Source organism: Flavobacterium zubiriense (assembly GCF_041729725.1).
In the GTDB taxonomy this organism is placed as follows: domain Bacteria; phylum Bacteroidota; class Bacteroidia; order Flavobacteriales; family Flavobacteriaceae; genus Flavobacterium; species Flavobacterium zubiriense.
Window position 1 is genome coordinate 43602 of the sequence record NZ_JBCFQL010000014.1, and the last position, 13585, is coordinate 57186.

Below are 13585 nucleotides of genomic sequence, written 5' to 3' on the forward strand. Positions count from 1 at the left end.
ATTATGAATCACATTAGTCGTAGCGAATTTTTAAAACTAGGAGGGCTATCATTGCTTAGCGCTTTGGTTAGCGACGCTGTTTTGGCAAATGATAGCTTTTTTAGCGCTACGGCAACTAAAGTAGATTCCCTTTTAATGAACAAACTTCTTTCAACAAATGATGCAAGGGTGGAACAGCTGCTTCAAAAAGAGCTGACAGATTCGGCTATTCGTTTAAGCAGTTTTCGTTCTTTGGCAAATAGTATCGCGGTACTATCCGCTTCGGTTTCTCATTCGGAATCGAAATTTTATAAGTCTAAAATTGTTGTCGAACGTTTGTATCAATCGGCTGATGTATTATTAAAAGGGCAATATAGCGATGGAACGGTTGATGCAGGGGGAAATAGACAATCGCCACCGGATACGGCATTTGTTCTGGAATGGATTTGTTCGGCAGCCACAGTTTTAAATTTGAATAAACAAAAGCAGTTAGAAGATTTAAGAAATAAACTTAAAAAGTTTATCCAGAATGCTGGAGAAGCTATGATAACGGGTGGAGTGCATACACCTAATCATAGATGGGTGGTTTGTGCGGCTTTGGCCAATATCAATTCGCTTTATCCAGATGTTCGATACATTAACAGAATTAATCAATGGCTGGCTGAGGGAATTTATCTCAATCAGGACGGACATTATTCGGAACGAAGCGGAGTATATTCGGCAGTTATTGACAAGGCTTTGATTACTATGGCAACTTTGCTGAATAAGCCGCAGTTGCTGGATATTGTTCAAAAAAACCTAATCACTTACTATTATTACACGGAACCGAATGGCGATTTGGTTACAGTAGATTCAAGACGACAAGATCAATTTCTAAATTTAACGGTTACTAAATTTTATTTACAATACCGTTTCATGGCTATCCATACTGGAAATCCAATGTTTGTGTATATGGTCCATCTTATCGAAAAAAGTCCTGATTTTGCTCGTTCTATTTTGTCGGATTCATTGGTTGAATTTATGACAATTCCTGTGTTGCAACAGCAAATTTCTTTGGAGTCAAAAGTAGAAAATGATTTTGCCAAATTTTTTGCGATATCTAATTTGGCTAGAATTCGACGAGGAAAAACAGCAATAACGCTTTTTGGAGGAAATGATAAGCCCGTACTAATTGTTTCTGGAAGATCTTCTAATCCTAATTTTTTAATGTATCGAAAAGGAGATGCCATTTTGAAATACATGCGATTGTCTTCTTCGTTTTTTAGAATGGGCTATTTCAGTAGTGATGGAATCGAAAAAGTAGGCAACAAATACATTTTGAAAGAAACCAAAGAAGCTGATTATTATCAACCACTTGCTCCGGAATTTCTTAAAGCAGATGGCGATTATCAATTATCAGAATCAAAAGATAAAAGATTTTGGAACAAAATGGATTTTGATAACCGAGTAGTTTCGAATGTAAAAAAGCAAACCACTGTTATTGAAATCGAAGAAAATAATGGCGCATTAAGTATAGATTTTAAAGTAGATGGCCCTCCAAATGTAGAAATTACAATAGAAATGTGTTTCAAAGAAGGGACTGAAATAGCCGGAGCAACATTAGTAGAAAAAGGAAATTATTTCTTGAAATCAGGAAATGCTACTTTAAATATAGGAAATGATGTTATTCATTTAGGTCCTGGAATGGCGGAGCATCAAAACGTAAATAACTTAGATAGCGAAGAGTACACCTATCATCAGGGAAGTTTACGCACGGAAGGATTGCATGTTTATATCACTGGTTTAACACCGTTTCAGCATAAAATGACGATTTCTTAAAAACAGATAAGGTATTAGTATTTAAATTTTTTTGTCACAAATCACACAAACAAGCACAAATTTGACCTTGTTTTAATTCCACGAATTATTAAAACAGATAGAATTTGTGTAATTCGATTTCGATTAAAATTAGTGATAATTGGTGAAATTCGTGTCGAACTTTTTTTAAAATCGAATACCCTGAATAATCAAGGAATTCCTCGGGCATTGTAGAAAGTTTACTTAATTTTACGAAAATTAAGTTTAATCTATAAATAATTGAAATTATGAAATTATCATTTATGACTGCTTTGCTGTTTGCTTGTGTTTGTTTTGGACAAAATAATACAGACACCAGTTTGTATATGAAGTCCGATAAGATAACTTACCTGACTGACATTGGTTCAGAATCAGGTGACTTATACAAAACCATCGGGCATCATGGGCCAGCAGTTGAAAACGAATGGATGGCTTTGCGAATCTATTTTAGCGATAAAGTAGCAATTGATGTTTACAATAAAGCCAATCCAGGGTTAGAATTGAAAAAAGCAAGTTGGTATCCAACTCCAGAACAACAAAAAGAAGGATGGGGAGCTGATTATTATAAAGTAGCGTCAACTGTAGGTTTAGGTGGTGTGAAACTTTGGGACGGAGAAAATTTAGTGTCATTGAATCCAGTTACGAACCGTTTGGCCCGTGTGGGTAAAACAGACACTACTTCATGGATGGAAATGATTTCTAGAGGAGTAGCTTACAAAGGAAAAAAAGTAGATATTCTGGTTCGTGTTACCGTATTCTCTGGAAAAAGAGAGGCTAAGGTGGAAGCAGTTAGTTTGAATGGCGAAAAAGTACAATTTGCTACAGGAGTAAATTACTTTAAAGGTTTCGAAACTAAAAAAGGAAAAAATTACATCGCAGTATGGGGAGAACATCCTGAAGATGTGGCGGCAGAAATTGTGGGCATTGGAGCGGCAATAAAATACAATCCAAAAGATTATGTGAAAAATACCGATGATGGAACACAGTATTTGTTAATCTCTAAACGAACAAAACATTTAGAAACTCAAATTATTTCTGTTTGTGGTAGAGAAAAAGAGATAAATACTTTGGATAAATTAGAAGCTTACATAAAATAAAGTTATAAACAGCACTTTGTTTTTTGTAGGATTGAAATTCTGAAAAGCAAAAAAAAGTGCACAGATGAGACAAATTATAACGGACTGAAATTAAAAAAAACAGTCTTTTATTTGATTAATCAGTGTCATCTGTGTACTCTTTTTTTGCTTTTTTTTTAGGTATAGAGATGGTGTTCTTAGTGTTAAATAGTTGAATGTTAGTTTGTTTTGTGAATTTAGATAATAAAATATAAAAATGAGTACAATGTTGAAAATAATACCGAAACTGTTTTTTATAGCCTTGTTAGTATGCGTTTTTTTGTTTGGTTTCAAAAGTCAGGCACAAAAAACAGCCAAAACTCCTAAGGAGTTTTTAATTACTAATTATGGTGCAATAGCAGATGGAACAACTTTGAATACAATCGCCATTCAAAAAGCCATTGATGCCGCTTTTAAAAATAGAGGCGGATGTGTTGTTTTTCCAAAAGGTGCATTTTTATCGGGCAGTATTCAAATGAAAACCAATGTGAGTTTGCTTCTGGAAGAAGGTGCGGTTTTGTTAGGAAGTACCAATCCTGATGATTACATCAAGATGGAATTTCCTGGAAGACCAGATTCACCAAAGAAGGATGATAACTCCCAAATGGCTTTAATTTTAGCACATAAAGCAACCAATATAAAATTATATGGAAAAGGAAAAATAGATGGTCAGGGTTTACAATTAGCCTTGAATATAGACAGTTTGCATCATGCAGGAATTGCAATCGATCCTAAATATACCATCCGTAGAAACAGACCCAATGAAACGATGAGACCCAAATTGTTTCGCTTTTCACAGTGTGATAATGTAACCATAGAAGGTTTGCAAGTAGGCGAAGCTTCCTGTTGGGGCTTGTCATTCGAATTGTGTTCTAATCTTGTGTTGGATAAGTTGACCATAGTGAATCGTTCCTATTGGAACAACGACGGAATAGACATTACCGATTGTAAAAATGTCAAAGTAACCAACTGCGACATCAACGCTGCCGATGATGGTATTTGTTTGAAATCCTACTATCCAGGATATTTTAACGATTCAATTTATATTGCCAATTGCACCATTCGATCCAGCGCCAGTGCCATAAAATTTGGTTCGGCATCTTTTGGCGGATTCAAAAATGTAATCATCAAGGACATCAAGGTTTATGATACGTTTCGCTCTGCTATTGCCATAGAATCTGTTGACGGTGCGATTATAGAAAATATTGATGTTTCGAATATTGATGCCGTAAATACCGGGAATGCAATTTTTATCCGCCTAGGGCAACGAAGCGGCGATAAACCGGGAAGCATCAAAAATGTGAGTATCAAAAATATAAAAGTGCAAGTGCCTTTTGGCAGACCAGATATTAATTATGATTTAAGAGGTCCGGAAGTCGATTTTTTCCATAACCCATTTCCTGCTTCAATTGTGGGCTTGGAAGGTTATGCGATTGAAAAGGTAACTTTAGAAAATATCGAAATCAATTATCCGGGAAGAGCATCAAAAGGTATGGCGTATATTCCGTTAAGCCGATTGAATCAAGTGCCGGAAGCCACAAAAGACTATCCCGAATTTTCAATGTTTGGGGAATTACCAGCCTACGGTTTTTATGTAAGACACGTCAATGGTATCAGTATGAAAAACATCAAATTAACATTGGATAATCCAGACTTTAGACCTGCCTTTGTTTTTGATGATGTAAAAGGTATACGGATGGAAGAGATAACGGTTCCTAAAAAACAAAAAGGACAAATCATCTTGAAAAATTCAAAAGAAATTGGTTTGGATACAGATTCAAATTTAATGTTAAACACAGTTAATTAATCAATTATGTTTAAAAAAAGTGTAGTGTTCATTTTTTGTTTTTTATTTCCTTTATTCATTATTGGACAAGCCAATGTATGGGAAGATCCTTTGATCAATCAAATCAATCGACTGCCCTCCAGAGCTACTTTTTATTCTTATGAGACTCAAATTTTGGCAAAGAATGACATTCGAGAACAATCAACAAGATTTAAAAGTTTGAATGGGGATTGGCAATTTTATTGGGTAGCAAAACCAGAAGAGGCTTCAGAAACTTTCCAAGAAAATAATTTTGATGCCAGCAATTGGAAATCCATTGATGTTCCTTCCAATTGGGAAATGCGAGGTTTTGGAAAGGCTATTTATACTAATTCAGTCTATCCTTTTTTTAGTAATTATCCATTTATTAACCATAGTGATAATCCTGTAGGGCATTATATCAAAACGTTTACGATTGATGAATCTTGGAAGGATAAAGATGTCATCCTGCATTTTGGTGGTGTATCTTCTGCATTTTATGTTTGGGTAAATGGAGCATTTGTTGGTTATAGTGAAGATACACGATTGCCTTCGGAATTTGATATTACAAAATATATAAAATCAGGCAAGAATAAAATAGCAGTAAAAGTGTACCGCTGGTGCGATGGCAGTTATTTAGAAGATCAGGACAACTGGCGCTTGAGCGGAATAGAAAGAGAAGTTTTTTTACAAGCCGTTCCAAAAGTTCGTATGGCTGATTTTACTGTTAGAACCAAACTTGACGAGAATTACCAAGATGCCGTTTTACAAATTAGACCTGAATTTACAGTAAACATCAAAGATAAGTTTATAGAAAAAGTCGGGTATTTTAGCAATAATCCTTTAAGAACTGTGGTAGATGATTGGACATTAACAACGCAATTATTGGACGCCCAAGGGAATGAGGTCAATCCAGAACAAACTTTAAAATTAGCCACTTTTCTAGGAGAGAAACATCCACCAAGAGATCAAGTGTATTTTGGAATTATAGAACTAAATGTAAAAACTCCCCACAAATGGTCGGCAGATGAACCTTATTTATATACTGTAGTTTTTTCAATAAAAGACAATCAGGGTAATTTAGTAGATGCTACTAGTACTAAAGTGGGTTTTAGAGACCTAAAAATCGATGAAAAAGGGAGGTTTTTAGTCAATGGCAATCCAGTAAAATTAATAGGAGTCAATCGCCACGACCATAATATGAGCAACGGAAAAACGGTTTCCAGAGCCGATATGGAAAAGGACGTTCAGCTGATGAAGCAATTTAATTTTAATGCTGTGCGAACAGCACATTATCCAAATGATCCCTATTTTTATGATTTGTGCGATCAATACGGAATTTATGTGATGGATGAAGCCAATCTAGAAACGCACGGAATCAGAGGGAAAGTTTCCAGAGATCCTCTTTGGGCGAATGCTTTTCTAGAACGAGGAAATAGAATGGTTGAGCGAGACAAAAATCATCCCAGCATTATTATGTGGTCATTAGGAAATGAATCAGGAATGGGACCTAATCACGCGGCTATGTCGGGTTGGATAAAAGAAATCGACCCCACACGTTATGTACATTATGAAGGCGCTCAAGGAGACCCAACAGATCCTCGATACAAGAAAGATTTTTGGCCTTCTGACCAAGGAAATCCAACGGATCCCAAATGGGTAGATATGCTGAGCAGAATGTATCCTCAACCTCAGGAGTTAGAGGATTTAATAAATAACACAAGCTTTGACAAACGCCCTGTTTTGATGTGCGAATATGCGCATTCTATGGGGAATTCACTAGGGAATTACAAGACCTATTGGGATGTGGTTTACAAATACGATAGGGCAATGGGTGGCTTTATTTGGGATTTTATAGATCAAGGCATTTTGCAAAAGGACAGCAACGGAAAAAAATATTTTGCTTACGGCGGTGATTTTGGAGATATTCCCAACGATGGTAGTTTTTGTCTGAATGGAATTGTGGCAGCCGACAGGACTCCTAAACCAGAAATTTATGAAGCCAAAAAGGTAAATCAGCCAGTGGTAATAAAAGCTATTGATGCTCTAAAAGGAACATTTTCTATTTTAAACCGTCATCACGCCTCTCGTTTATCAAAATATAATTTGGTTTGGAACATCACCGAAAATGGGAATGTCATTCAATCAGCTGAAATACCATCTTTAAACACGGCACCTTATCAGGAAGAAAATTTTACGATAAATTTCAAAAAGATAAAGCCAAAAGCTGGGAGTGAGTATTTCATCAATATTCAAGGGAAATTAAAGGAAAACACGCTTTGGGAGAACAAAGGATATGTAGTTTTCGAGGAGCAGTTTGAATTAAAATTGCCAACTCCTCCCGTGAATATTACAAAAAGCAATGTAGAATTGACCCTAAAAGAAGGCGATAATTCCATTAGCGTAAACAATCAAAATGTTGAGTTGACTGTAGATAAAACAACAGGGAGTATTACGAAATACAGCGTAAAAGGAATTGATTTTATGGCAAGTCCGTTAAAGATAAATTTTTGGAGACCAGAGACAGAAAACGACAAAGCCTATCGCAACTATATGAAAAAAACAAATGAGCGTGAATGGATGCGTGCTGACGAACAATTAAAAGTTACCAAAACAAATGCAGTATCTGAAAAGGGTAAAATTACAATCAATGTCACTGGAATTATTGAACAACTCAAAACGGAAGTGAATTTGGTGTACACCATTTTGGGTAATGGGTATGTAAAAGTAAATTACTCGGTAAATATTGATAAGAACGCTCCAGATGTACCCAAAATAGGAATGCAGTTTGATATTTCAAACGCTTATCAAAACCTGAATTATTTTGGCAAAGGACCACAGGCTAATTACCAAGACAGAAATACAGCTGCTTTGTTGGGCATTTATAGTGGAAATGTAAACTCAATGAGTTATGGTTATGTAGTTCCCCAAGAATATGGAAATCACATGGATACTCGTTGGTTTACCGTATTGAATGCATCAGGAAAAGGTCTATTGGTAAAAGGAGAAAATCCAATCAATTTTAGCGTCTTGCCATACAGTACACAAAATATAGAGGATGCAAAACATACGAATGAATTGAAAGAAAGAGACGTAAATACGGTAAATGTAGATTGGATTCAAATGGGAGTGGGAGGTGACAATACATGGTCCTTTAAAGCTGAACCGCATCCGGAATACAAAATTAAAGCGGGTGACTATAGTTATTCTTTTTACATAATTCCAATAATAAATTCTGTTAATACAAATGAATATTACCCTATTAAATTTTAATTAAGTATGAAAAAACATGTATTTTTAATTCTGGTCGGTTTTGTCTTTTTTTTACAAACAAAATCAAATGCTCAAAATCATCGTTTTGTGGATCCAATGATTGGTTCAGAAGGTTTGGGGAATGTTTTCGTTGGGCCATCTTGTCCTTATGGAATGATTAAACCAGGACCTGACAATGATTTAAACGCTAATAGTGGTTTTACTACCGATATGACCAAGCCAATTTATGGTTTTAGTCAAGTGCATGTTAGTGGAACAGGTGGTGGAGCTAAATATGGTAATGTTTCTATTATGCCAATTTCTGGGGATTTTGAAACTATAAAGCAGGAGTCATTACGTGAAAACGAAAAAGTTGCTTTGGGGTATTATAGCGCTGTACTTAAAAAATGGAATATTAAAACAGAAATCACCACTTCTGACAGAGCTGCTTTTTACAAATTTGTTTTTAATTCGAATACTAAAAACGCCATTAAAGTTGACTTAGGAAGGTATCTGGACGAATCCATCATTCCTGATGGAAGGGAAGCACAGCAATTTGTGGGTTCTCAGGTAGAAGTGATTTCGGACACTGAGGTTCGTGGTTATACTAAAATACGTGGTGGTTGGAACAATGGGGGCACTTATACTGTTTATTTCTCAGCAGTATTCGATCAGCCTTTTACTAATTTCTCTACTTGGAAAGGTTCAACCTTTTTTCCAAATGAGAAAAACCAAGTAGATAACGGAAAGAAAACGGGAGCAATGTTGTTTTTCGAAAGTTTAGCGAACAAGACGGTGAACATGAAAATCGGAATTTCTTTCATCAGCACTTTAAAAGCTAGAGAAAATATCGATAAAGAGATTCCGCATTGGGATTTTAATAAAGAATTGGCCGAAACCCAACAAAAATGGGAAGATCTATTAAAAAGAGTGGAAGTAGAAAAAGAAGCTTCGGTAGAAAAGAAAACCATGTTTTACACTGGTTTGTATCATACCATGTTAATGCCGGTGGATCGTACAGGAGAAAATCCGTTATGGGAAAATGATTCGCCTTATTACGATGATTTTTATGCTATTTGGGATACTTATCGTTCTTCCAGCCCATTAATTACACTTTTAGATCCTAAAAGAGAAATTGATATTGTCAATGCGATGTTGCAAATTTACAAACGCGATGGTTATTTACCGGAGGCCAGAAGCGGAAATTCAAATGGACGAACTCAAGGTGGTTCCAATGCTGAAGTGGTTATTGCCGATGCTTTTGTAAAAGGATTGGAAGGCATCAATTACAAATTAGCTTTGGAAGCAATGTTGAAAGATGCGCTGTATCCTCCTGGTGGAAATGAAGAAAAAGAAGGTCGTGGCGGTTTAGTAGATTACAATAGATTAGGATACGTTTCTACCGATTATGTGCGTTCCGGAAACCGAACTTTAGAATATTCGTATAATGATTATTGTTTGGCAATTGTAGCCAAAGGTACCAAGCGCAAAGGAGAATATTGGCGTTTTATCAAGCAGGCTGACAATTGGCAAAACCTATGGAGAGATATTGAAGACAATGGCTCCCGCGGTTTTATTATGCCAAAAGATTCTAATAGAAAATGGGTAGACAGCATTCAGTGTGCTGCAAACAATGGGAAAATTTCTTATGTTCCTTACACGCCTTTAGCTCAGGATTGGCCTAACTGTGTTTGCTGGTGGTGTGGTGTTTTCTATGAAGCCAGTTCTTGGGAATATTCATTATCAGTGCCTCATGATGTAGCGATGCTGATTAAAAAAACAGGTGGAAATGAAGCTTTCAAGAAAAGATTAAATACGCTCTTTGATAAGCAATTTTATAACGTAGCGAATGAACCTTCGTTTTTAAGTCCAAATTTATACCACTGGATTGGTCGTCCTGATTTAAGTAACGATCGCATTCACCAAATTATTGATAAGAATTACAACAGCTCCAGAAACGGAATTCCCGGTAATGACGATTCTGGTGCCATGTCTTCTTGGTTGGCTTTTCACATGATGGGATTGTATCCTAATGCTGGACAATCTTATTATTTGATTAATTCGCCATATTTCAAACAAACGGTAATTCATCAGGAAAATGGAAAGGATTTTACCATCAAAGCCAAGAATCTTTCGGATAAAAACAAATACATCAAATCAGTAACTCTAAATGGTGTAGCATTCGAAAATGCTTTTATTGAGCACAGCGATATTGTTGCGGGTGGTGTGTTAGAATTTGAAATGGCTGCAACGCCTTCTAAAACATGGGGAACAAAACAAGTTCCACCTTCTAAATCAGATCAAATAATTGAAGAATAATAATTTTTATTGATGATTAAAACAATAATAATGAAGCATTTTAAATCAGGCATTTTTGTATTACTAATGGGACTCATGCTGATTTCCTGTAAGACAAAGATTAAGACAGAAAACTTACAGACTACATCAACAATAAACAATCCGATTATAGAAGGCTATTTTGCAGATCCCTGTATCATTAAAGAGGGTGATACATTTTTTATTTATGCCACAATAGATCCTTGGGGAGGGGATGAACTGGCTGTGTTTTCAACAAAGGATTTTTTAAAATTTGAACGTCATCATTTAAATTGGCCAACCAAAAAAGCATGCACCAGTCCGGGTTCAAATGGTTCTATGGTGTGGGCGCCTTCTGTCAAAAAAGCAGCTAACGGAAAATATTATATGTATGTTTCTGTTGGAAGTGAAATTTGGGCTGGTGTGAGCGATGCTCCGTTAGGTCCCTGGAAAAATGCAAAAGAAGATCTTTCTCCTTTAATTTCTTCAAAAGATTATCCTGCTGTACATAATATCGATGCCGATTGCTTTATTGATGAAGATGGTCAGGCTTATTTATACTGGGGTTCAGGATTTAACTGGATAAATGGTGTTTGTATGGCGACCAAGCTGAATCCAGATATGATTTCATTTGATAAAGAACCCAAAGCGGTGACTCCTAAAGAGTATTTTGAAGCTCCATATATGATTAAGCGTTTTGGAAAATACTACTTGATGTATTCGTCTGGCAAAGCAATAGATGCCACTTATAAAGTAGGATATGCTGTGGGAAATTCTCCTTTGGGCCCATTTGAAACCACTGCGAATAGTCCCATTCTGGAAACCACTGCTGATAGTATAACTTATGGACCGGGGCATCATTCGGTATTTAATGAAAAAGGACAGGATTATATCTTGTACCATCGAATTTTTCCGCAAAAGGAAAAATATGTTTTACGCCAAATATGTATTGACAGTTTAAATTTTGATGCGAATCACAACATACTAAAAATAAAACCGACTGGTATTTCCAGCTTCTGATTTTGTATAATATAATCTTAAAATAGATGAAAAGCATCATTAAACTAGCCATATTCTTTACTGTTTTTGTTTTTGAAGTCGGTAGCTGTCAGTCGACAAAATCGGAATCAGAAATTGCTACTACTGCCAGCCAGCTTATTGCTCGCATTGTACCCAATCATGCTAACCAATTTAGTGTCGAAATCGATTCTTCTAACAACGAGGATTGGTTCGAAATTGTTTCTAAAGGGGATAAAATTGTTTTAAGAGGAAACAATGGTGTTTCGGTTGCATCGGCTTTGTATTATTATCTAAATAATTTTACAAACAGCCAAATTACCTGGAATGGAACCAATTTGAATTTGCCTAAAAAATTACCAGCAGTTTCAAAATTGATTCATAAAAAAACACCTTATGAATACCGTTATTATTTGAACTATTGTACGTTCAATTATAGTATGAGTTGGTGGGACTGGAACCGCTGGGAAAAAGAAATCGACTGGATGGCTTTGCACGGAATCAACATGCCGCTTGCTATTACAGGAGAAGAATACATCTGGGATGAAGTCTATAAATCGTATGGTTTTACCGATGAAGATTTGAGTTCGTTTTTTAGTGGACCCGCTTATTTTTCCTGGTTTTGGATGGGGAATTTAGACGGTTGGGGCGGTCCTCTATCTAAAAATTGGAAAGATACACACCGCGATTTACAATTGAAAATTCTAAAAAGAGAACGCGAACTAGGAATGAAAACGGTATTGCCTGCTTTTACGGGTCACGTCCCAGCTTCTTTCAAAAAGTTTTTTCCGAACGCCAAATTAAAACAAACCAACTGGGGGAATGATTTTGAAGACACCTATATTTTAGATTCTGACGATCCATTATTTGCTGAAATTGGTAAGAAATTCTTAGAAAAACAATCTGAAGTTTACGGAACCGATCATTTGTACTCAGCAGATACTTTTAATGAAAATACGCCACCATCTAATGATCCTGCTTATCTATTTGATTTGAGTAAGAAAATTTTCGAAGGCATGAAATCAGCCGATAAAGATGCGGTTTGGGTAATGCAAGGTTGGCTTTTTTACAGCCACAGAGAATTTTGGGAAGCACCACAAATCAAAGGAATGCTGGATGCAGTTCCTGATGATCGCATGATTATTCTGGATTTGGCTACCGAAATAGAACCCGTTTGGAAGCGAACAGAAGCTTTTTACGGCAAACAATGGATTTGGAATATGCTGCATAATTTTGGTGGAAATATTGTGATGTTTGGTCGAATAGAAGCCGTAGCGAATGAACCTGCAAAAGCTTTGAAAGATCCTAAATCAGGGAAATTAAAAGGAATTGGATTGACAATGGAAGCCATCGAACAAAATCCAGTTTTGTATGAGTTGATGACCGAAAACACTTGGCGAGACACACCTATTGAATTGAATTCCTGGCTAGCTAAATACACTTTAAACCGTTACGGAAAATCAAATAGTGATATTTCAAAAGCCTGGGATATTCTGGTAAAAACAGTCTATAACGGACAAGTGATTCGTGACGGAGCGGAGTCTATTATTGTATCGCGTCCTACTTTTGAAGGCTATCGTCGTTGGGCAAGAACCAAATTAAATTATGCGCCAAAAGATTTACTTCCAGCCTGGGATCTTTTTATAAAAGCGATTCCTGTTGTCCAAAAATCAGATGGTTTTCAGTATGATTTAGTAGATGTTACTAGACAAGTTTTGGCTAATTATGCTTTGCCATTGCAACAAGAAATAACTAAAGCGTATCAAAATAATGATAAAATTACTTTTGATAAAAAGAGCAAGGAATTTTTAGAATTGATTGATGATATGGATTTGTTACTAGCCACGCGTCATGATTTTCTTTTAGGGCCATGGATTGCCGATGCCAGAAGTTGGGGTCTTGATGAAAAAGAAAAAGCATTGTATGAACAAAATGCTCGCAATTTGATTACGCTTTGGGGCGGAGCTGACAACAGATTACATGAATACAGCAACCGTCAGTGGAGCGGGTTGTTTACTGATTTTTACAAACCGCGTTGGCAACAATTTTTTACAGATGTAAAGGCTAATTGGGGAAAATTCAATCAGGATAATTTTGATGAAAAAATAAAAGAATGGGAATGGAAATGGGTAACGGAGAGAAAGGATTTTCCAGTAAAAGCTAAAGGAAATCCAAATAATATTGCCAAAGCACTACATAAAAAATACCGATCTCGCATCATACCCGTTACGGAAAGAATGGCACCAATTAAATACGATTATTAAAC

7 protein-coding genes are annotated in these 13585 nt (G+C 36.1%); all 7 read left to right on the forward strand.

Annotated features, from left to right (window positions below; genetic code table 11):
- Positions 1-3 precede the first annotated feature (3 nt).
- The 7 genes from AAGV28_RS13185 to AAGV28_RS13215 all read left to right on the forward strand — a co-directional run bounded on the left by AAGV28_RS13185 (position 4) and on the right by AAGV28_RS13215 (position 13583).
- On the forward strand, positions 4-1797 hold the full coding sequence (locus AAGV28_RS13185) for a hypothetical protein (protein WP_373407219.1): 1794 nt from the start codon (positions 4-6) through the stop codon (positions 1795-1797).
- Between the two features lie 266 nt (positions 1798-2063).
- On the forward strand, positions 2064-2912 hold the full coding sequence (locus AAGV28_RS13190; protein ID WP_373407220.1) for a DUF4861 family protein: 849 nt from the start codon (positions 2064-2066) through the stop codon (positions 2910-2912).
- Between the two features lie 244 nt (positions 2913-3156).
- Positions 3157-4737: a glycoside hydrolase family 28 protein gene (locus AAGV28_RS13195; RefSeq protein WP_373407221.1), complete on the forward strand. Its 1581-nt coding sequence runs from the start codon at positions 3157-3159 to the stop codon at positions 4735-4737.
- A 6-nt stretch (positions 4738-4743) separates the two neighbouring features.
- Positions 4744-8007, forward strand: coding sequence for a beta-galactosidase, LacZ type (gene lacZ / locus AAGV28_RS13200; RefSeq protein WP_373407222.1), 3264 nt, complete (start codon positions 4744-4746; stop codon positions 8005-8007).
- Between the two features lie 6 nt (positions 8008-8013).
- Entirely contained in the window at positions 8014-10305 is a 2292-nt protein-coding gene (locus tag AAGV28_RS13205; protein ID WP_373407223.1) for a GH92 family glycosyl hydrolase, read from the forward strand.
- Positions 10306-10380: 75 nt separating this feature from the next.
- Positions 10381-11322, forward strand: a complete 942-nt coding sequence (locus AAGV28_RS13210) for a family 43 glycosylhydrolase (protein WP_373407224.1) — start codon at positions 10381-10383, stop codon at positions 11320-11322.
- A 26-nt stretch (positions 11323-11348) separates the two neighbouring features.
- Positions 11349-13583: an alpha-N-acetylglucosaminidase gene (locus AAGV28_RS13215; protein ID WP_373407225.1), complete on the forward strand. Its 2235-nt coding sequence runs from the start codon at positions 11349-11351 to the stop codon at positions 13581-13583.
- Positions 13584-13585 lie beyond the last annotated feature (2 nt).

Bases quoted from the DNA above. Each gene is read 5' to 3' on its own strand.
- AAGV28_RS13185 (WP_373407219.1), top strand. From the start codon at position 4: ATGAATCACATTAGTCGTAGCGAATTTTTAAAACTAGGAGGGCTATCA.
- AAGV28_RS13190 (WP_373407220.1), top strand. From the start codon at position 2,064: ATGAAATTATCATTTATGACTGCTTTGCTGTTTGCTTGTGTTTGTTTT.
- AAGV28_RS13195 (WP_373407221.1), top strand. From the start codon at position 3,157: ATGTTGAAAATAATACCGAAACTGTTTTTTATAGCCTTGTTAGTATGC.
- lacZ (WP_373407222.1), top strand. From the start codon at position 4,744: ATGTTTAAAAAAAGTGTAGTGTTCATTTTTTGTTTTTTATTTCCTTTA.
- AAGV28_RS13205 (WP_373407223.1), top strand. From the start codon at position 8,014: ATGAAAAAACATGTATTTTTAATTCTGGTCGGTTTTGTCTTTTTTTTA.
- AAGV28_RS13210 (WP_373407224.1), top strand. From the start codon at position 10,381: ATGCTGATTTCCTGTAAGACAAAGATTAAGACAGAAAACTTACAGACT.
- AAGV28_RS13215 (WP_373407225.1), top strand. From the start codon at position 11,349: ATGAAAAGCATCATTAAACTAGCCATATTCTTTACTGTTTTTGTTTTT.